Raw genomic sequence first — 20,568 nt, 5'->3', positions numbered from 1 at the left:
CACTTGGTGCAGCGACCGCCCGAGCAGCGGCGCGGCGGCAGTGCGCGCGCCCAGGGGCCGCAGCCCGTGCACGAGTCGCTGATCTGCGTGGCCCTTCCGGCGCTCGCGATCTCCCGTGCGCACGGGCAGCTCACCGGGCACGGCCTCGACGGGTTCTACCGGAGCGGCCGCAGGCTCTTGGGCACGTGCCGGGTACGGGTCGCGGGGGTCGAGCCGGTGCCCGTGCAGGGGCGGATGGTCAGCGCGGACCGCGCCCGCTTCGTCGGCACGGTGCGCACCCCCGCCGACGCCGGGCCGGATCCGGCCGTCACCGTCGAGCGGTTGCGCGACGCCGAGGGCGTGGAGCGGATCGTCGTTCGCAGTTCGGCGGCGCAGGAGCTGACGCTCCCCGTGGAAGTGGCCCTGGGGACCGACCTCGCCGAGCTGGCCGCGATCGCCGCCGGGGCCGCCGGACCCGAGCTGCCCGCCGACGTGCACGCCTCCGGGCTGCGCTGGTCGGCACCCGGGACGCACGCGGTGCTCACCGCGGACCCGGCCCCGGACGACGTCCTCGCCTCGGCGGGACTGCTGTGCTGGGAGATACGGCTGCCGCCCGGGGGCAGCCGGAGCATCGAGCTCCGGGTCCGCCCGGAGCTGCCCGGTCGGCCGCAGGTACCCGAGTCGGCGGCGCACGGCCGCGGCGGGGCGGCGCCGCCCTGGGGAGAGGCGGAGGCCGCCGGGGACGACCCGCGCGTCGCGGCGCTGCTGGCGACGGCCCTCGGCGACCTCCGCGCGCTCCTCGTCCGCGACCCCGTTCACCCGGGCGACGCCCACCTCGCCGCCGGCATCCCCTGGCGGTGCGGTCAGCTTGCCCCCGCCGAGGCCCTGTGGGCGGCCCGGATGACCCTGCCCCTGGGCGTCCGGCTGGCCGTCGGCACGCTGCGCACCCTGGCGCGTACACAGATCGCCGGCCCGGGGCCCGACACCGGCAGGATCCCCGGGGGGCTACGGCACTCGGGCGCCCACCTGCCCCCCGGGTGCACCGGCGTCGAGGCGACCTTGCTGTTCCCCGTCGTCCTGGCCGAGGCCCGGCGCTGGGGGCTCCCCGAGCAGGAGACCGAGGCCCTGCTGCCCGCGGCCGAGCGGTGCCTGGAGTGGCTGCGGGCTGCCACCGGGGACCGGGTCTACCTCGCGGACCCGGCACCGGGCGGGCCGTACCGCTGCGAGGTCCAGGCGCATGCCCACCGGGCCGCGTCCCTCGGGGCGGATCTGCTGGAGGCGTACGGCCGCCCCGGCGTGGAGGGCCTGCGCGAGTGGGCGGCGGCGCTGCGCCGCCGCTTCCGGGAGGACTTCTGGTCCGAGGATCGCGGTGGCGGGCGGCCCGTGGCCGCGCGCACGGCCGACGGCAGGCGGATACCCCACCTGGGGTGCGCGGCGGCCCACCTGCTGGACACGGGGCTGCTCGGCTCGGGGGAGTACGGCCCGGGGCTGCTCGACCGGGTGCAGACCGAGCAGCTCGCCCGGCTGCTCGGCGGGCCCGCCCTCGACTCCGGCTGGGGGCTGCGCAGCCTGGGGGCGAAGGAGCCCGGGCACAACCCCTTCGGGCACCGCGGGGGAGCCGTGCGGGTCCATGAGACGGCGGTCGCCGTGACCGGGCTGATGACGGCCGGGTACGAGAAGGAGGCCGCAGGGCTGCTCCGGGGGGTTCTGGACGCTTCCGAGTCCTTCGGCCACCGCTTGCCGGAGATGTACGCGGGGGACCAGCGGACCACGGGCGGCGCGCCACTGCCGCACCCGGCGGCCTGCCGGCCCGCCGCCGTCGCCGCCGCCGGCGCGGTCCAGCTGCTGACGGCGGCGGCCGGGGTGCGCCCCGACGTCCCGGCGGGCGGTGTGACGGTCCGGCCGCCACGCTCGGCGCCGCTCGGCGAGCTGCGGTTCACCGGGCTGCGCGTCGCCGAGCGGCCGTTCTCCGTACGGATCAGCAGGCTCGGGCTCGGCATGGTCGAGGAAGCCGCGGCCGGCCTGCAACTGGGGGTGTGAGCGGATGGGTGCCGGGTTCACGGCCGGGCCGCTCATGGGGAGAGCGGAAGAGCCTGTTTATCGTCAGGCAGACGACTATGATCACGATATGCCCTACGACCCGTCGGCCTTCCCGCCCTTCGCAGTCACCGTCGACCTGGTCGTGCTCACCGTGCGACGCCACGCGCTGTGCGCGCTGGCCGTCCGCCGCGGCGAGCCCCCCTTCCAGGGCCGGTGGGCCCTGCCCGGCGGATTCGTGCGGGCCGATGAGGATCTGGCGACGGCGGCCGCCCGGGAGCTGGCCGAGGAGACCGGGCTGCAGGCCCACGACCCGGCGGCGCCCGCGAACGCCAACGCCGCGCACCTCGAACAGCTCGCCACCTACGGCGACCCCAAGCGCGACCCTCGGATGCGGGTGGTGAGCGTGGCCCACCTCGCGCTCGCGCCCGATCTGCCGGCCCCGCGCCCCGGCGGTGACGCGCGCAGCGTGCGCTGGGCGCCCGTCGAGGACCTGCTGGACGAGGTCGGGTACGGGCGCGAGGGCGAGCAGGCCGCGCCGCTGGCCTTCGACCACGCCCGCATCCTCGCGGACGGCGTCGAACGCGCCCGTTCGAAGATCGAGTACTCCTCGCTGGCCACCGCCTTCTGCCCCCAGGAGTTCACGGTCGGCGAGCTCCGCCGGGTCTATGAAGCGGTGTGGGGCGTCGCCCTGGACCCGCGGAACTTCCACCGCAAGGTCACCGGCACCCCGGGATTCCTGGTGCCCACGGGTGGGACGACGACGCGCCAGGGCGGGCGCCCGGCGCAGCTCTTCCGGGCCGGCGGGGCCACGCTGCTCAATCCGCCCATGCTGCGGCCCGAGGCATAGCGCCGACCCCCTGGGGCCCCTGGGGCGCGAAAGCCCGAGGGGAAGCCTGAGAAAGGGCCTCGGCGGGGCCGCCGGAGGGAACACGCAGCGGCACGGGCATCTACATTGCGTAGCAAATAGGACATATCGGGTTACGGTGCTGCGGTACGGTCCCGCCGTCCCGCGAGTGAAGCCATGATCCAGGCCATCGGACTGACCAGCCTCTCCCGCCGCCACCAGCCCCCCGCCGTCGACGACCTCACCTTCGAGGCCCGCCCCGGGCGCGTCACCGTGCTGCTCGGCGAGCCCGGCGCCGGCAAGACCACCGCCCTGCGCCTGATGCTGCGACTCGACGCGGGGCGCGGCGTCGCGCTCTTCCGTGGTCGCACCCTGGACCGGATCCCCCATCCCGCCCGCGAGATCGGTGTCCTCCTCGGGGACGTCCCCGGACACCCCGGTCGCACCGCCCGCGGCCATCTGCGCATGCTCAGCGCCGCGGCCGGGGTCCCCGCGGAGCGCGCGGACGACGTCCTGGAGGTCGTCGGCCTCAGCGGCCTCGCCGACCAGCGCCTCGGCGACTTCTCGCTCGGCATGGACCGTCGCCTCGGCCTCGCCTCCGCGCTCCTCGGCGACCCCCACACCCTCGTCCTCGACGAACCGGCCGGAGGGCTCTCCCCCCGCGAGACCGCGTGGCTCCACGGGCTCCTGCGCGGCTACGCGGCCCAGGGCGGTGCGGTCCTGGTCACCTCGCGCGATCCTGCCGAGGCCGCCCGGATCGCCGACCAGGTCGTCACCATCGACGAGGGGCGTCTCATCGCCGACCAGGAGGGGGTCGCCTTCTCCGGCACCCGGCTGCGCCCCCGCGTCGTCGTCCAGTCGCCCCTGGCGAACCGCCTCGCCCATGTCCTGGCCGAAGAGGCGGACTCGGCGAACGAGCGGCCGGGCGGCCCTCCCGTCGAGGTCGTGCGCGAAGGGGGCAGCCGGCTCCTCGTCTACGGCAGCAGCTGCGCCGTCGTCGGCGAGACCGCCTACCGCCACGGCATCCTCGTGCATCGCCTCGCGGAGGAGACCACGGACACCGGCCCCGTCGCACCGCTGCGGCGCGCCGACGGCCGCGACGCCGACGGCACGACCGCCGACGGCACGACCGCCGACGGCACGACCGCCGACGGCACGACCGCCGACGGCGCGACCGGCGAGGACGGCGCGCCGGACGGATCCGCCGTGCCCAAGGCCGCGGCCCGTTCCGGTGTGCGGCACCGGCTCCCGGCCCCGAGCCCGGCGTGGCCCCTGCGATACGAACTGCGCCGCGCCACCGGCGTGCGCACCGGCTGGGGCGTGGCGAGCGGGGCGCTCGTCGTGTCCGTGCTCGCCTCCGTCCTGCTCGCGCGCGCCGGAGCCGACCCGACGTCGCGGCTGCTCGTCGGCTGGCCGCTCTGGCTGCCCCTGCCGCCGGCCGCCTTCGCGGCCGGTCTCCTGGGCTCGCTCTCCTTCGGCCAGGAATTCCGCTACCCCGCGCTCGCCCCGGACCAGGGCACCGTGCCGCGCAGACTGGGGCTGCTCGGCGCCAAGCTCGCGGTCTCGGCGGGAACCGCCCTGCTCCTCGCGCTGACCGCGCTCGGTCTCGACGCAGCCGCCCTGCGGACCCTCTTCGGCCCGGCCGTCCCCCTCCTCCCCGGCGGCTGGGCGGCCGCGCTCGTGGGCTGGACCTGCCTCGTCCTGGGGTGCGCCTGGGCGGGACTGCTCGCGGCCGGGCTGTTCCGGTCCACCGCGCTCGGGCTGGTGGCGGTCCTCGCCGTACCCACGCTGGTGGTCCCCGTACTGGGCGGCGCGCTCTCCCGGCCCGAGGCCCGGTCGCTGATCGGCCTGCCGGAGCGGCTGCGCTCGGCGGCCCTGGTGCGCTGGCCGTCCGGCGTCGACCAGGGGATCGAGGCAGCGCTGCGCCTGATGTCGCAGCCGATCGGATGGGCGCTCGCGCTGTCGCTGGCGGGGCTGCTCGGCGCGTATGTGCTGACCGTGATCCGCGGGCGGCCCAGGTGAGCGCTGTGCTAGTGCGCTTCGCCGGGCCGCGGCGAACGCAGAGTGACAATCAGCCCGGAGGGGCCGCGGAGAATCCGGCGGATCCATCACTCTCCGCAGTTGGCCAGCCCAGGGAGGCGCCCGATTCTGGCTATTTGAGCGTCAATTGCAAGGTAATGGGCGATCACCCTTTCGTGTGCTTTTCACCAAAGACCTCAAGGGCCTTCGAGGTGTCGCCGACAAAGGAAGCGTGAGTACCCTTGCGCACACCATGATGACCGCGGCTCGCCCCGCCGACTCCGGCCTCGCAGGCCCGGGCGAGCTTGACCGCTACTCCTACGCGGACGCCCCCGGGGCCGACCGCGGAGCCCCGCCCGCCTGGGACGGCGACGCGGAGCTGAGCCGCGCGGGCCGCCGCGCCGCAGGCAGCCGTGGCCGAGGGCTGCACGGCCAGCTCGTACAGCAGCTGGGCCAGATGATCGTCTCCGGTGACCTGGGCGCCGACCGCCCGCTGGTCCCGGAGGAGATCGGGCAGCGCTTCGAGGTCTCCCGCACCGTCGTCCGCGAATCCCTGCGCGTCCTCGAGGCCAAGGGCCTGGTCAGCGCCCGCCCCAACGTGGGCACCCGGGTCCGGCCCGTCAGCGACTGGAACCTCCTCGACCCCGACATCATCGAATGGCGCGCCTTCGGTCCACAGCGCGAGGACCAGCGCCGGGAGCTGTGCGAGCTGCGCTGGACGATCGAGCCGCTGGCCGCCCGGCTCGCCGCCGGTCACGGCCGCGAGGACATCCAGCAGCGCCTCGCCGACATGGCCGAGATCATGGGCCACGCCCTCGCCCAGGGCGACTCCCTCACCTTCACCCGCGCCGACGCCGAGTTCCACTCCCTGCTCCTCCAGGTCGCGGGCAACCGCATGCTGGAGCACCTCTCGGGGATCGTCTCCGCCGCCCTCCACGTCTCCGGCGCCTCCACCGGCGGCTGCGACCGTCCCACCGAGGCGGGCGTCGGGCAGCACCTGCGGATCGTCGACGCCGTCGCCGCCGGGGACGCCGCGGGGGCCGAGGCGGCCATGCGCCAGCTGCTCGTCACCCACCCCGAGGTCGAGCGAGTGGTGCCCGCCCCGCGCGAGCACTGAGCGCGGGACGGGCCCCGCGGACGGGGCGGCGCGTGCGGGGCCGCTCGGCCGGCGCGTGCGTACGAGGTCGTACGCACGCACCGGGCGAGCCGTTCCGCGCGGCCGCCGACGGCGGCAGTGTTCGCGATCTGTCCACTTCAGGGGCCTTTCACCCTGTTTTGGGGTGTGACTCGGGCCACGAGGATTGGGCGTAACGCTCCTTGTGACAGCGCGATGACTAAAGAGGTGGTGGCCGCGGAGGGAATACGCGCCTCGATGGAGGTGCTGTCTTCTCCGCACTACCGCCCACGCGCCGTCGGTTCATCCTTGCCGACGGTCGTCGGCCCGGTCCAGAGCGGACGGGGCCGGAAGCCGTTTCCATCGTTCCGAGAGGTTGTTCGTGTCGGCCAGCACATCCCGTACGCTCCCGCCGGAGATCGCCGAATCCGAGTCTCTGATGGCGCTCATCGAGCAGGGAAAGGCCGAGGGGCAGATCGCCGGCGACGACGTGCGTCGGGCCTTCGAGGCTGACCAGATTCCGCCAACCCAGTGGAAGAACGTTCTGCGCAGCCTCAACCAGGTCCTCGACGAGGAGGGTGTGACGCTGATGGTCAGTGCCGCAGAGGCGCCCAAGCGCACCCGCAAGAGCGTCGCAGCGAAGAGCCCGGCGAAGCGCACCGCCACCAAGGCCGTCTCCTCCAAGACGGTCACGGCGCGGCAGTCCTCCGTCTCGACGTCCACGTCCGCCCAGGGCGCGTACGGCGACGAGACGGACGAGGCCGTGGCGCCCGCCAAGAAGACCGCCGCCAAGAAGGCGACGGCCAAGAAGACGGTGGCCAAGAAGACCGCCGCCAAGAAGACGACGGCCAAGAAGACGGCCGCCAAGAAGGACGCCGACGAACTCCTCGACGAGGATCTCCTCGAGGAGACCCCCACCCCGGGCAAGGGTGAGGACGAGGAGGAGAGCGGCGAGAACAAGGGCTTCGTCCTGTCCGACGAGGACGAGGACGACGCCCCGGCGCAGCAGGTCGCGGTGGCCGGTGCCACCGCCGACCCGGTGAAGGACTACCTGAAGCAGATCGGCAAGGTCCCCCTGCTCAACGCCGAGCAGGAGGTCGAGCTCGCCAAGCGCATCGAGGCCGGTCTGTTCGCCGAGGACAAGCTGGCGAACGCCGACAAGCTGGCCCCGAAGCTCAAGCGCGAGCTGGAGATCATCGCCGAGGACGGCCGGCGCGCCAAGAACCACCTCCTGGAGGCCAACCTCCGTCTGGTGGTCTCCCTGGCCAAGCGCTACACCGGCCGCGGCATGCTCTTCCTGGACCTGATCCAGGAGGGCAACCTCGGTCTGATCCGCGCGGTGGAGAAGTTCGACTACACCAAGGGCTACAAGTTCTCCACGTACGCGACCTGGTGGATCCGCCAGGCCATCACGCGCGCGATGGCCGACCAGGCCCGCACCATCCGCATCCCGGTGCACATGGTCGAGGTCATCAACAAGCTCGCGCGTGTCCAGCGCCAGATGCTCCAGGACCTGGGCCGTGAGCCCACCCCGGAGGAGCTGGCCAAGGAGCTCGACATGACCCCCGAGAAGGTCATCGAGGTCCAGAAGTACGGCCGTGAGCCGATCTCCCTCCACACCCCTCTGGGTGAGGACGGCGACAGCGAGTTCGGTGACCTCATCGAGGACTCCGAGGCGGTCGTGCCGGCCGACGCGGTCAGCTTCACCCTCCTCCAGGAGCAGCTGCACTCCGTTCTGGACACCCTCAGCGAGCGCGAGGCCGGCGTGGTCTCGATGCGCTTCGGTCTCACCGACGGTCAGCCGAAGACGCTCGACGAGATCGGCAAGGTCTACGGGGTGACGCGTGAGCGCATCCGTCAGATCGAGTCCAAGACGATGTCGAAGCTGCGTCACCCGTCGCGTTCCCAGGTGCTGCGCGACTACCTCGACTAGTCCTGACAGCCAGTCCTGACAGAGCGATAGATCGATCGCCGTGGGGCCCGGTTCCTCCTCCGAGGGGCCGGGCCCCGCTGTCTTCCGGGATGCGGTGACCGGCGTGCGGGGTGACGCTGGGTAGGCAAAGAATTTCGCTCCGTCAGGAGGCTGTGTATGCGCGCCCTGAGGTACCCGCTGATCGGAACGGCCGTGCTGCTGCTGGTGGCCCCCGTCCCGGTGCGGGCGGGAAACCGCGGGATCATCGGCGGGCAGTCCGTGAAGGTCGCGGACGTGCCCTGGACGGTGGCTCTGGGGAGCCGTGAGCGGTTCGGCCCCGTGCGGTCGGGTCAGTTCTGCGGCGGTGCCCTGGTGAGCCGTACGACGGTCGTGACGGCGGCCCACTGTCTCAGCCGTGAAGTCCTTGGCGTCGAGATGTCCGAGGCGAAGGACCTGCGGGTGATCGTGGGGCGTGACGACCTGCGCGGCGGCGCGGGGAAGGAGATCGCGCTCAAGGACGCCTGGGTCAACCCCGCCTTCAACCCCGAGACCAACGGCGGGGACGTCGCCGTCCTCACCCTGGCCGAACCGGTCACCGACAGGGCCCCGATCGCCATGGCGAAGGAGGGGGACGCGGCCTACAAGCCCGGTACGGAGGCGGGCGTCTACGGCTGGGGTGACGTGCTGGGCAACGGCGCGTACTCGCCCACGCTGCGGGGGGCGCTGGTGTACGTCATGGACGACGGGACGTGCCGGCAGGCCTACCCGGGCGGCCCCGAAGGGGTCTACCAGCCGTCGACCATGCTCTGCGCGGGGCTGCCGCGCGGTGGCCGGGACGCCTGCCAGGGCGACAGCGGGGGCCCGCTGGTGGCGCGGGGACGCCTCGTGGGGCTGGTGTCCTGGGGGAGTGGTTGCGCCCAGGCGGGCCGTCCAGGGGTCTATACGCGCGTCTCCGCCGTCGCCGCGCTGGTGTGGGCGCACAGTGTCGACCCGGCTCCGGGAGCCGCTCCACCGGCCGCTCCGCCGCCCGCGCAGCCTTCGGTGGCGCCGCCTGCCCGGCCACCGGCCCCGCCGACCGCCCCCTCCGCGTCCCCGCAGGTGGCGCCGCCCGCTCCGGGGGCCGGGAAACGGCCGGGCCGGAGACCGCGATGGGCCTGAGGCCGGCGTCGCCGCCGAGCGCCTGGGGCCGCGGGAGGGTACGAGAGCGGGCGGCCTCCCCGGTGGGGTGGCCGCCCGCGGCTGTCCGGCCCTGGCTGGCCGGACCTCGCTCGTCGTCGGATGCGATGTGTCAGCGCTGCACCGCGCGGACTCAGCGGTCCTCGTCGGACGCGGACGCCGGCACGGCGGTGAGCCGCTCCGTCTCGTCCTGTATTTCCGCGGCGATCTTCTTGAGTTCTGGCTCGAACTTGCGGCCGTGGTGGGCGCAGAAGAGCAGTTCACCGCCGCTCATGAGAACGACGCGCAGGTAAGCCTGAGCGCCGCACCGGTCGCAGCGGTCAGCGGCCGTCAGCGGGCTCGCGGGGGTCAGAACAGTAGTCACGTCGCCTCTTCTCTAGCTCGACGAGCTGTCGTACCAGGGTCAACATCCAACCAGGCCGAAAACGTTCCCGCTCGTGGCTTTTCCTCGAAACTTCCTTTCGAGTGGGCCGGATCTTGACGTTTGGCGGCGAATGAGCCGTATTGCGTGGGCTTACGGTTTCACATCGCTGGGGGTTGTCGTCCTCCCGGCCGGCTTGCCGGGTTGTTCTTGAGGACGTGCCCGGAGCCTAAATGGTTCATGCCTCGAAGGGAACGTGATGTGCATGTCACTCCATCGAGGTATCGAACAAGTGATCGAAGCTCGATTAGCATGGTTGTTCTCAAGGGTGGCGGCACAAAGGCTCTACCTGGCCTCGGTACCCTCTGAACGGCAACTGAGCCACCCATGTGCCCCACTCGGGCCAGACAGAAATTCAGCGAGGAGCGAACCGCGTGACCGCCGAGACGTCCGTGCCGTCCACTGCGTTGCTGACCGGGGCAGACCGGGACGGATCCAACTACACCGCTCGGCACCTGCTCGTCCTCGAGGGCCTGGAGGCCGTCCGTAAGCGGCCGGGCATGTACATCGGCTCGACGGACAGTCGCGGCCTGATGCACTGCCTCTGGGAGATCATCGACAACTCCGTCGACGAAGCCCTCGGCGGGTTCTGCGACCACATCGAGGTGATCCTCCACGACGACGGGTCGGTGGAGGTGCGGGACAACGGCCGCGGCATCCCCGTGGACGTCGAGCCCAAGACCGGGCTGTCCGGTGTCGAGGTCGTGATGACCAAGCTGCACGCGGGCGGCAAGTTCGGCGGCGGCTCGTACGCGGCCTCCGGCGGTCTGCACGGGGTCGGCGCCTCCGTCGTCAACGCGCTCTCCGCGCGGCTGGACGTCGAGGTCGACCGGAACAGCAGGACCCACTCGATCAGCTTCCGCCGGGGCGTCCCCGGCATCTTCACCGAGTCGGGCCCGGACGCCCCCTTCGACCCCTCCGGGGGTCTGCTCAAGGGCAAGAAGGTCGCCAAGGCCCGCACCGGCACCCGCGTCCGCTACTGGGCGGACCGCCAGATCTTCCTCAAGGACGCCAAGCTCTCCCTGGAGACCCTCTACGGGCGCGCCCGGCAGACGGCGTTCCTGGTGCCGGGGCTGACGATCGTCGTCCGCGACGAGCGGGCCCTGGACGGCGGCGAGATCACCGAGGAGACGTTCCGCTACGACGGCGGCATCAGCGAGTTCTGCGAGTTCCTCGCGCAGGACAAGGCCGTCTGCGACGTGCTGCGGCTGTCCGGGCAGGGCACCTTCAAGGAGACCGTGCCGGTCCTCGACGACCGGGGCCACATGACCCCCACCGAGGTCACCCGTGAGCTCGGCGTGGACATCGCCCTGCGCTGGGGCACCGGCTACGACTCCACGGTGAAGTCCTTCGTCAACATCATCGCCACCCCCAAGGGCGGTACGCACGTCACCGGGTTCGAGCGGTCGATCACCAAGACGGTCAACGAGGCGCTCCGGTCGGCCAAGCTGCTGCGGGTCGCCGAGGACGACGTCGTCAAGGACGACGCCATGGAGGGGCTCACGGCGGTCGTGACCGTCCGGCTGGCGGAGCCGCAGTTCGAGGGCCAGACCAAGGAGGTGCTGGGCACCTCGGCCGCCAACCGGATCGTCGCCAACGTGGTCGCCAAGGAGCTCAAGGCGTTCCTGACCTCCACCAAGCGCGACGCCAAGCAGCAGGCCCGGGCCGTGCTGGAGAAGGTCGTCGCGGCGGCCCGCACCCGGATCGCCGCCCGCCAGCACAAGGAGGCCCAGCGGCGGAAGACGGCGCTGGAGTCCTCCTCCCTGCCGGCCAAGCTGGCCGACTGCCGCAGCGACGACGTCGAGCGCAGCGAGCTGTTCATCGTCGAGGGCGACTCGGCCCTCGGTACGGCCAAGCTGGCGCGGAACTCGGAGTTCCAGGCGCTGCTGCCGATCCGCGGCAAGATCCTCAACGTCCAGAAGTCCTCCGTCTCGGACATGCTGAAGAACGCCGAGTGCGGCGCGATCATCCAGGTGATAGGAGCCGGGTCCGGCCGCACGTTCGACATCGACGCCGCGCGGTACGGGAAGGTGATCTTCCTCGCCGACGCCGATGTGGACGGCGCGCACATCCGCTGCCTGCTGCTGACCCTGTTCCAGCGCTACATGCGGCCGATGGTGGAGGAAGGCCGGGTCTTCTCGGCGGTGCCCCCGCTGCACCGGGTGGAGCTGACGCACCCCAAGAAGGGCCAGGACAAGTACATCTACACCTACTCCGACAGCGAGCTGCGACAGACGCTGATGGAGCTGGACCGCAAGGGCACCCGCTACAAGGAGAGCATCCAGCGCTACAAGGGTCTGGGTGAGATGGACGCCGACCAGCTCGCCGAGACCACGATGGACCCCCGTCACCGCACCCTGCGCCGGATCAACATCAGCGACCTGGAGGCCGCCGAGCGCGCCTTCGACCTGCTGATGGGCAATGAGGTCGCGCCGCGCAAGGAGTTCATCACCAACTCCGCCGCCACGCTGGACCGCTCGCGCATCGACGCCTGACGGCCCCCGGGCGGCACACCTGAGGTCCACCCCCGGGTGGAGAGGACATCTCCACCCGGGATCCACCCGGAACCCACCCGTGCTCCGATACGCGCCGGGAGCCGACTCCGTAGCGTGGGACGCGTGGCGATCGAGAACTGGACCGAATGGCCCGCCCGCGAGGCGCTCGCCGGGGTGGGAGTGCCCCGGCGGCGCCAGGTGATGACGTGGGTGGTGCGCGTCGTCCTGGTGGGCGCCTTCCTATGGGGGGTGCTCCGTGAGGACGTCTTCCATGGATGGGGGTACGCCGCGCTCGCGGCCGGCTTCCTGCTCTGCGCCGCCGCCGTGCGGGGGTGCTATCTGACGACGCTCGCCATGCGGCTGTGGCCCTCCGTCGCGCTGCTGGGTGTGCCGGCGCTGGTGGGGGTGGCCGCCCAGGCGGCCGGGTCGCACGCCGCGGCAACGGGGCTGTGGTACGTCAGCGCCGCCATCGCCGTGGAGCGGCTGCCCCTGGGCGTCGGGGTGGCTTTCGCCGGTGTGTGCCTGGGAACATACGCGCTGGTCACCCCCGAGCGGTCGGTGATGACCGCGGTGACGGTCGTGGGCGTGCTGCTGATCGGGTACTCGCTGCGGCTCGACGAGGAGGCCCGGAGCGCCGGGTTCCGGTTGCTGGCCCAGGAGCGGGCCGCCCGGCGGGCCGAGGCGGAGTCGGCGGCGCTGGCCGAGCGCGCCCGTATCGCCAGGGAGATACACGACGTGCTGGCGCACAGCCTCTCCGCCCAGCTGGTGCATCTGGAGGCCGCCCGGCTGCTGATCGAGGGCGACGCGGACCGCCAGCAGATCCTTGAGCGGGTGTCGTCGGCCCGGGGCATGGCGCGCCAGGGCCTGGCCGAGACACGGCAGGCGCTGTCCGCCCTGCGGGGGGAGCTCACGCCGGTGGAGGAGTTCCTGCGGGAGGTCGCGGCGGCCGAGGGGGCGCGGCTGGAGATGGCGGGGGAGCCGCGTGGGCTGCCCGCGGAGGCGGGGCTGGCCGTGCGGAGGGTCGCGCAGGAGGCGCTCACCAATGTGCGCAAGCACGCTCCAGGCGCTCGGGTGGAGATGCGGTTCACCTATCTGGAGCGAGAGGTGGAGCTCTGGGTGAAGGACAGCGGAGCGGAGGGCACGGTCGAGGGGCTGGCGGCCACCGGCGCCGGGTACGGTCTGCTCGGGATGAGGGAGCGCGCCGAACTGCTCGGCGGCACGCTGGAGGCCGGGCCGGCCGGATCGGACCAGGAGGGCTTTGTGGTGTGTCTGAGGGTGCCCACGTGACGGGCGGTACGAGCGGCGGAGCGAGCGGGCAGGGGAGCGCCGCCGGGGAGGGAAGCGCGGGGCCAAGGGCCGCACGGGTGGTGGTCGTCGACGACCAGACCGTGGTGCGCGAGGGGATCGTGATGCTGCTGGGGCTGTTGCCGGGGATCGAGGTCGTGGGTTCGGCGGCGGACGGGCTGGAAGCGGTACGGCTGGTGGCCGAGCACGCGCCCGATGTGGTGCTGATGGATCTGCGGATGCCGCGGTGCGACGGTGTCGAGGCCACCCGGCGGATCCGTGCCGAGTATCCGGCCACTCAGGTCGTGATCCTGACGACCTACGCCGACGACGACTCGCTCTTTCCCGCGTTGCGGGCCGGCGCGCGCGGCTATCTCACCAAGGACGCCGGCGGGGAGGAGATCGTACGGGCCGTCGAGCATGTGATGTCGGGGGAGGCGGGGCTGTCCCCGAAGGTGCAACTGCGGCTGCTGGAGCGCCTTTCCACGGGAGCGGTCCAGCGTCCGCCGGCGGCGCCGTGGCCTCCGCGCGAGCTTCCGGACGGGCTGACGGCGCGTGAGGCGGAAGTCCTCTCACTCGTCGCCGAGGGCCTGTCCAACGGTGAGATCGCCCGCCGCCTCCAGGTCAGCACCGCGACGGTGAAGACCCATATCAACAACCTCTTCGCCAAGACCGGGGTGCGCGACCGGGCCCAGGCCGTGCGATACGCCTACCGGCACGGCATCGCGCGGCCACCGGAGGCCTCCATGTCCTGACGACTCCATGCCCTGGAGACTTCATGTCCGGACGAGCCGACGGGATGTCACCGCCCTGACCAGGCATAGCGATGCTCGGGGCGGCCCGTCTCGCCGTACTTGAGCGTCAGGCTGAGCCTGCCCGACTCCTCCAGCCGTTTGAGGTACCGCTGGGCGGTCGACCGGCTCAGCCCCGAGCGCTCCGCGACCTCGTGGGCCGACAGCGGCTGCGAGGCGTCCGAGAGCACCCGGCGGATCAGGTCGGCCGTCGGCGCCGAGTGCCCCTTGGGCAGGGGCGCGGTGACGGCGGCGGTGCGCAGGGTGCCGAAGATCCGGTCGACCTGGTCCTGCTCCGCCTCCTCGGCGCCCGCCAGGGTCCGCCGCAGCCGCGCGTACGCCTCCAGCTTCACCCGCAACCCCGGAAAGGTGAACGGCTTCACCAGATACTGAAGCGCGCCATAGCGCATGGCCGTCTGCACGGTCGCGACATCACGGGCCGCGGTCACCATGATGACGTCCGTGTGATGGCCGAGTTCCCGGATGCGGCGGATCAGCGACAGCCCGCTCTCGTCCGGCAGATAGTGGTCGAGGAGCACCAGATCGATGCCCCCACGCTCCAGGAGCGCCAGCGCCTGCGCGGCGTTGTGGGCCGTGGCCCGCACCCGGAAGCCCGGCACGCGCATGACATACGCGGCATTGATCTCGGCGACGCGGAAGTCGTCGTCCACGACCAGGACCTCGATCATCTGCTCACTCCTTCGAGGGATCGTGTGCCCGACGCCCGTGTGCCCGTCACCGCTGCTCCCGACGTCAAGGGGTGGAGGGCGTCCGGCAGTTCCACGGTGAACAGCGCGCCGCCGCCGTCCCGTTCACCCGCGCGGGCCGAGCCGCCGTACCGTTCGGCGAGGCGCCGTACGAGCGAGAGGCCCAGCCCCCGGGGGCGGTTCGGCGCGGCCTTCTTGGTGGACCAGCCGTCGGCGAAGACTAGTTCGCGGGCCTCCTCCGGGACACCGGGGCCGTTGTCGGAGACCGTGACCACGGCCGTCGTGCCCTCCGCCCGGATCCCGACCTCCACAAAGGCGTCCGGCCGGTAGTTCCCGGCGGCGTCCAGGGCGTTGTCCACGAGATTGCCCAGCACGGTGACGAGGTCCCGCGGATCCACCACCCGGCCCGGCAGATCCGATTCCTCGCTCACTCGCAGCGCCACCCCGCGCTCCGCGGCGACCGCGCTCTTGCCCACCAACAGGGCGCTGACCAGCGGTTCATGGACCCGCTCGGTGACCTGCTCGGCGGTGGCCCGGTGCGCCCCGGTCACCTCGGCCACGAAGTCGACCGCCTCCTGGTACATCTCCAGTTCCAGCAGCCCGACGAGGGTGTGCAGCCGGTTGGCGTGCTCGTGGTCCTGGGCGCGCAACGCCTCCGTCAGCCCCCGGGTGCCGTCCAGTTCGCGGCCCAGCTGTTCGAGTTCCGTACGGTCGCGGAGCGTGGCCACGGTTCCGCCGTCGGCGGTGTCCATCCGGTTGACGACCAGGACCCGGCCGTCCCGGACGGTGAGCAGGTCCGTGCCGGCCACCCGGCCCGCCAGCACATCGGTGGTCCGGCCGGGCGGGAGGAGGACGTCCAGCGGTCGGCCGAGGGCGTCGGGGCCGATGCCCAGCAGCCGCCGCGCCTCGTCGTTGACGAGCCGGACCCTGCCCTTCCGGTCGAGGGCCACCACCCCCTCGCGGATGCCGTGGAGGATGGCCTCGCGCTCGTCGAGGAGGGCGGCGATCTCCGACAGCGCGATGCCTCGGGTGCGTTTGCGCAGCCGCAAGGAGACGGCCAGGGCCGCCAGCGCGCCGACCGCGAGCGCCGCTCCCGCGTTGGTGAGGATGCCGGGCAGGGCGTGCAGCAGGACGTCGCGCACGTCGTCGTAGGCGATGCCGACCGAGACGGCGCCCACGATCGCGCCCTCCGGTCCGCGCAGCGGCACCTTGCCGCGCGCCGAGCGGCCCAGGGTGCCGTTCTCGATGCCCGTCCACTCGTGCCCGGCCAGGGCCGGGCCGGGATCGGTGCTGACATGCCGGCCGATCTCGGCGGGTGTGGTGTGGGAGTAGCGGATGCCCCGGGTGTCGACGACCACGACGTAGCTGGCGTCCGTCGCCAGGCGGATGCGCTCGGCGGCGGTCTGCACCGGCCCGTCGGGGCTCGGTGGCCCGGCCAGGATGTCGTGGGCGAGCCCGGGCTGGGCGGCGGCCGCCTCGGCGATGGCCAGCGCCCGGTGTTCGGCCTGCTCGTCCAGCTGGGCGCCCAGGGGCGCGAGGAAGAGACCGGCGGTCAGTGCGGTGACACCGGTGGTGATCAGCAGCTGGACGGACAGGGCCTGGGCGAAGACACGCCGGGGCAACCGGGGGCGCATGGAGAGAGCCTTTCGCTTCCGGGCCAAGGGTGTGTACCGAACGTAGCCGGACGATGGCCTCTTGTGTCACCCCCGTGTCACTTTCGTTGTTCTATCGCGAGCAAAACGAGCAGAACAGGCTTCGTACGCTGAAGTCGCACAGCGCACACAAGACTGCCGCTGTGGCGCAGGCCACTCCTAGCCTCCAGCACCGGTCGTCCCGCACGGGCGGCGGGGCCGGACACCCAGGAGCGGAGGCGCCCTATGAACAGCGGCAACCCAGGGGAGAACCCCGGCGGCACACCACGGCCGGCCGTGGCGCCGGCGATCGAGCTGCGCGGTGCGACCAAGGTGTTCCGCACCCCCTCGGGGGCGGACCACACGGCCGTGCGCGATCTCGACCTCACCGTCGCCCAGGGGGAGTTCGTGGCGGTCGTCGGCCCGACCGGCTGCGGCAAGTCCACCACGCTCACGCTGGTGAGCGGTCTGGAGGAGCCCACCGAGGGCGAGGTGCTGGTGGGCGGTGAGCCCGTGACCGGCATCCGGCCCGAGGTCGGCTTCGTCTTCCAGCAGGACGCGGTCTTCCCCTGGCGGACGGTGCTGTCGAACGTGATGGCCGGCCCGCGCTTCCGGGGAGTGCCGAAGGCGGAGGCGCGCGAAAGGGCCCGTGACTGGCTGGGCCGGGTGGGGCTCGCGGCGTTCGAGGACCGCTATCCGCACCAGCTCTCCGGCGGCCAGCGCAAGCGCGTGGCACTCGCCCAGACCTTCGTGGGCGATCCCGCGATCCTGCTGATGGACGAGCCGTTCTCGGCCCTGGACGTACAGACCCGGGCGCTGATGTCGGACGAACTCCTGGAGCTGTGGGGCGGTTCGCGCCCCGACGGCCGGGCCGCCTCCGTCGTCTTCGTCACCCACGACCTGGAGGAGGCCATCGCGCTCGCCGACAGGGTCGTCGTGATGACGGCCGGGCCGGCCACCGTCAAGGAGGTCTTCCCGATCGACCTGCCCCGCCCCCGGAGGGTCGAATCCGTGCGTCTGGAGCCCCGGTTCATCGAGATCTACCGGGAGATCTGGTCCTCCCTCGGCGAGGAAGTCCGTATCACCCGGGAAAGGGGTGCCGCTCATGTCGCCTGAGTCCATCTCCGCCGCTGTCGTCACACAGAAGCGCCCCCAGGGGCGTACGGAAGCGCGAGCGCGTGCGGCACGCAACCACAAGCTGCGGGTCCTCGGCGCGCGCGCCCTGCTCCTAGCCCTCCTCCTGGGCGCCTGGGAGGTGCTGGCCCGTACCGAGGCCATCGACGCCTTCAACTTCTCGATGCCGTCGAAGGTCTGGGACCAGATCGTCCAGTGGACCCTCCACGGCACCCCGCAGGGCTCGCTCGGCGAGCAGATCGCGTACACGCTCTACGAGGCCCTGCTCGGCTGGGTCGTGGGCGTGACGGCCGGAGTGGTCCTCGGTATCGTCCTCGGCCGGGTCCGCTTCCTCGCCGCCGTCCTCGGCCCCTACATCAAGGTGCTCAACGCGCTGCCCAGGATCGTCCTGGCGCCGGTCTTCGTGATCTGGTTCGGCCTCGGGCCCGCCTCCAAGGTCGCCTCGGCCGTGGTGCTGGTCTTCTTCCCCGTCTTCTTCAACGCCTTCCAGGGCGCCCGCGAGGTGGACCGCAACTTCGTCGCCAACGCCCGGATCCTGGGCGCGAGCAACCGGCAGGTGACCCTCCAGGTCGTCATCCCCGCCGCCACCACCTGGATCTTCACCAGCCTCCACGTCAGCTTCGGCTTCGCGCTGATCGGCGCGATCGTCGGCGAGTACGTCGGCGCCGACAAGGGCATCGGCCTGCTCGTCTCCGCCTCCCAGGGCAGCTTCAACACCGCCGGGGTGTACGCGTCGATGGTCATCCTCGCCGTCGTCGCCCTGCTCGCCGAGGGGCTGCTGACCTTCCTGGAGAAGCGGCTCTTCCGCTGGAAGCCCCCGGCGCCCGGCGAGCGCTGACCCCCACCGCGCACCATCCGCCCCACCCCCTCGACCCGACCGTAAGGAACGGAAAATGCGTACGTCCGCCAAGCTCTCCGCGCTGGTCGTCGCCGGAGCGATGTGCCTGTCCCTCTCCGGCTGTGCCGACGAGTCGTCGGCCGACACCTCGGGCAGCGAGTCCCTCAAGGGGGACGTCGTAAAGATCATGGTCGGTGGCCTGGACAAGGTCATCTATCTGCCGGCGGTGCTCACCCAGCGCCTCGGCTACTTCCAGCAGGAGGGCGTGACGGTCAAGCTCCTGAGCGAGCCCGCCGGCGTCCAGGCCACGACCTCGCTGCTCTCCGGTGACGTCCAGGGCGTCGTGGGCTTCTACGACCACACCCTCGACCTCCAGGTCAAGGGCAAGAAGGTGGAGTCGGTGGTGCAACTGGCCCAGACGCCGGGCGAGGTGGAGGTCGTCTCCACCAAGGCGGCGGGCGACATCGTCTCCCCCAAGGACTTCAAGGGGAAGAAGCTGGGCGTGACCGGACTCGGCTCGTCCACCGACTTCCTCACCAAGTACCTGGCGGTGAAGAACGGCGTGGACGTCAGCGATGTGACCCCCGTGGCGGTCGGCGCGGGCCAGACCTTCCTCTCCGCCCTGGACAAGGGCGCCATCGACGGCGGCATGACCACCGACCCGACCGTCGCCCAGGTCCTGGACAAGAACCTCGGCAAGGTCCTCGTCGACATGCGCACCCCCGAGGGCTCCAAGGCGGCCCTCGGCGGGCTCTACCCCGCGTCGAGCCTCTACATGAGCAGCGACTGGGTGAACAGCAACAAGGAGACCGTCCAGAAGCTCGCCAACGCCATGGTGAAGACCCTCAAGTGGATGTCCGAGCACACGCCCGAGGAGATCGCGGCGCAGATGCCCGCCGACTACGCCAAGGGCGGCAAGGACCTGTACGTGAAGTCGATCCGCAGCACCCTGCCGATGTTCACCAAGGACGGCGTGATGCCCGCCGACGGGCCGAAGACCGTCCTCAAGGTGCTCAAGTCCTTCAACCCGAACCTCAAGAACGCCTCCGTGGACCTGGAGAAGACCTACACCACGGAGTTCGTCAAGAAGGCCGGCTGAGAGAAGACCGGCTGAGCCCTGCCGACGAGGGAGGTGATGGCGACGACGTCCATCCGGGCCGGTGTGCCCAGTGCTCGGCCGCAGCTCTCGGGGCGGGGCGGCTCCGCCGCGCCCTGCTCGACCTCGACCCGCCAGGCCCGCCCGTCCGTGTGCGCGACGGTCACGGACCAGCGGGGCGCGGCCCCCTCGGTTTCGGTGACGTCCAGGGCGTCCGCGCCCTCCTCGCCGGTCAGCGCGCGGACGGCCAGCTCGGCGGCCTGTCCGGGGCGTTCCCAGGCGGAGCGGCCCCGGCAGTGCGCGGTGGTGATCCGGCCGTCGCGCGCCGCCTCCAGGGCCTCCTTGACCGCGTGCGCGGTGGCCCGTCCGTAGGCGTAGCCGTAGGGCAGGACGAACAGGGTGGGGGAGAAGCGGTGACCACCGATGTGGGTGACCTCCCAGACCTCCGTGCCTCCCGCTGCGGCCAGCTCGGCGGCGAGCGGACGGCCCAGCAGGGCGCAGCAGCGGTCGCGCTTGCCGTTGGTGCACACCAGGGCGAGGGGATCCCCGTCGTACGGCTCCCACAGCCCGCCGTGCTCGCCCGCGCCGAGCGCCGCGAGGTCCAGCTCCAGCAGTGCGGCCGGGTCGGTGAGGGCGGTCGTACGGATCCAGGAGCGGCCGGGCGCGGTGTGGGCCACGAAGATCCGCTGGAGGGACGGCTCGTGGCAGTCCGCGTGCCGTCCCGGGCGGCGGATCAGGGCGACCCGCACACCGGTGCCCTCGGCGGCCTCGTCGAGGGCACGGCCGACGGCGGGGTCGAGGTGGCTGGAGGTGAGGGCGTTCACGCCCCATGGGCCTGGCTGCTCGATCAGCAGCCAGGTCCGCGCCGGTGCGGCGGTACCGGCCAGCGGCTCGGTCAGCTGTCGGGAGGCGGTCGCGCACGTGCTCACATAGGTGAGCCTAACCTGACCGGGGCCGGTCCCGCGCGCCGAGCCGGTACGGTCGTGGGACGAGCCGACGATATACGGACGATCGTCCGTGCCCTTCTATCCTGAGGCGGGTGGTTTCCGGGCCGGGCGGTGGATCCCGGCCCGTCCGCCGCAGTGGA

At 72.3% G+C, this 20,568-nt stretch carries 15 protein-coding genes and 2 pseudogenes; 13 read left to right on the top strand and 4 right to left on the bottom strand.

Translation table 11 applies throughout. The annotated features are described in order from the left end of the window. Positions 1–3 precede the first annotated feature (3 nt). The 7 genes and pseudogenes from ACFYZR_RS19465 (at position 4) to ACFYZR_RS19435 (ending at position 9,066) form a co-directional block, all read left to right on the top strand. Complete coding sequence (locus ACFYZR_RS19465) at positions 4–2,019, top strand: glycogen debranching N-terminal domain-containing protein (protein WP_391911756.1); 2,016 nt, start codon at positions 4–6, stop codon at positions 2,017–2,019. Positions 2,020–2,107: 88 nt separating this feature from the next. Further along, a complete protein-coding gene (locus tag ACFYZR_RS19460; RefSeq protein ID WP_311610966.1) occupies positions 2,108–2,866 on the top strand; it encodes an NUDIX hydrolase in 759 nt (252 codons plus the stop codon). A gap of 174 nt (positions 2,867–3,040) precedes the next feature. Continuing rightward, entirely contained in the window at positions 3,041–4,885 is a 1,845-nt protein-coding gene (locus tag ACFYZR_RS19455; RefSeq protein WP_391911754.1) for an ATP-binding cassette domain-containing protein, read from the top strand. Positions 4,886–5,060: 175 nt separating this feature from the next. Next, a complete protein-coding gene (locus ACFYZR_RS19450; protein ID WP_391911752.1) occupies positions 5,061–5,999 on the top strand; it encodes a FadR/GntR family transcriptional regulator in 939 nt (312 codons plus the stop codon). A 379-nt stretch (positions 6,000–6,378) separates the two neighbouring features. Further along, positions 6,379–6,685 (top strand): annotated as a pseudogene (locus ACFYZR_RS19445) (RNA polymerase sigma factor); the annotation flags it as partial. A 71-nt stretch (positions 6,686–6,756) separates the two neighbouring features. Then, a pseudogene (locus tag ACFYZR_RS19440) lies at positions 6,757–7,929 on the top strand (RNA polymerase sigma factor); the annotation flags it as partial. A 156-nt stretch (positions 7,930–8,085) separates the two neighbouring features. Then, entirely contained in the window at positions 8,086–9,066 is a 981-nt protein-coding gene (locus ACFYZR_RS19435) for a S1 family peptidase (protein WP_391911750.1), read from the top strand. Positions 9,067–9,217: 151 nt separating this feature from the next. On the opposite strand, the gene ACFYZR_RS19430 is transcribed toward ACFYZR_RS19435, so the two are convergent. Further along, complete coding sequence (locus ACFYZR_RS19430; protein ID WP_071961820.1) at positions 9,218–9,448, bottom strand: hypothetical protein; 231 nt, start codon at positions 9,446–9,448, stop codon at positions 9,218–9,220. Positions 9,449–9,879: 431 nt separating this feature from the next. On the opposite strand from ACFYZR_RS19430, the gene ACFYZR_RS19425 reads away from it, so the two are divergent. From ACFYZR_RS19425 to ACFYZR_RS19415, 3 genes are all read left to right on the top strand, one after another. Further along, entirely contained in the window at positions 9,880–12,000 is a 2,121-nt protein-coding gene (locus tag ACFYZR_RS19425; protein WP_391911748.1) for a type IIA DNA topoisomerase subunit B, read from the top strand. A 123-nt stretch (positions 12,001–12,123) separates the two neighbouring features. Then, positions 12,124–13,287 carry a sensor histidine kinase gene (locus tag ACFYZR_RS19420; RefSeq protein ID WP_391911746.1) on the top strand — a complete coding sequence of 388 codons (1,164 nt, stop codon included), beginning with the start codon at positions 12,124–12,126 and terminating at the stop codon, positions 13,285–13,287. 77 nt (positions 13,288–13,364) lie between these two features. Further along, positions 13,365–14,039, top strand: a complete 675-nt coding sequence (locus ACFYZR_RS19415; protein ID WP_391911896.1) for a response regulator — start codon at positions 13,365–13,367, stop codon at positions 14,037–14,039. A gap of 47 nt (positions 14,040–14,086) precedes the next feature. On the opposite strand, the gene ACFYZR_RS19410 is transcribed toward ACFYZR_RS19415, so the two are convergent. Together ACFYZR_RS19410 and ACFYZR_RS19405 are read right to left on the bottom strand one after the other, a co-directional pair. After that, positions 14,087–14,764 carry a response regulator gene (locus ACFYZR_RS19410; RefSeq protein WP_361699081.1) on the bottom strand — a complete coding sequence of 226 codons (678 nt, stop codon included), beginning with the start codon at positions 14,762–14,764 and terminating at the stop codon, positions 14,087–14,089. Continuing rightward, a complete protein-coding gene (locus ACFYZR_RS19405) occupies positions 14,761–16,416 on the bottom strand; it encodes an ATP-binding protein (protein ID WP_391911744.1) in 1,656 nt (551 codons plus the stop codon). The genes ACFYZR_RS19410 and ACFYZR_RS19405 overlap by 4 nt, the downstream gene beginning before the upstream one ends. Before the next feature lie 243 nt (positions 16,417–16,659). Between ACFYZR_RS19405 and ACFYZR_RS19400 the strand changes: the two genes are divergently transcribed. The 3 genes from ACFYZR_RS19400 to ACFYZR_RS19390 are packed head-to-tail and all read left to right on the top strand — an operon-like array spanning position 16,660 to position 19,484. Beyond that, on the top strand, positions 16,660–17,529 hold the full coding sequence (locus tag ACFYZR_RS19400; RefSeq protein WP_391911742.1) for an ABC transporter ATP-binding protein: 870 nt from the start codon (positions 16,660–16,662) through the stop codon (positions 17,527–17,529). Further along, positions 17,519–18,385 (top strand): ABC transporter permease, encoded by an 867-nt coding sequence (locus ACFYZR_RS19395; protein ID WP_391911740.1) that lies wholly within the window; start codon positions 17,519–17,521, stop codon positions 18,383–18,385. Before ACFYZR_RS19400 ends, ACFYZR_RS19395 begins: the two co-directional genes overlap by 11 nt. A gap of 55 nt (positions 18,386–18,440) precedes the next feature. Beyond that, positions 18,441–19,484, top strand: coding sequence for an ABC transporter substrate-binding protein (locus ACFYZR_RS19390; protein WP_391911738.1), 1,044 nt, complete (start codon positions 18,441–18,443; stop codon positions 19,482–19,484). Here the strand turns inward: ACFYZR_RS19390 and ACFYZR_RS19385 are convergent. Further along, complete coding sequence (locus ACFYZR_RS19385) at positions 19,451–20,410, bottom strand: sucrase ferredoxin (RefSeq protein WP_391911736.1); 960 nt, start codon at positions 20,408–20,410, stop codon at positions 19,451–19,453. The genes ACFYZR_RS19390 and ACFYZR_RS19385 overlap by 34 nt on opposite strands. Positions 20,411–20,568 lie beyond the last annotated feature (158 nt).

Source organism: Streptomyces sp. NPDC001678 (assembly GCF_042892945.1).
GTDB lineage: Bacteria > Actinomycetota > Actinomycetes > Streptomycetales > Streptomycetaceae > Streptomyces.
The sequence above is the reverse complement of the archived record's forward strand: the minus strand, read 5'-3'. Positions and strand labels throughout refer to the sequence as shown.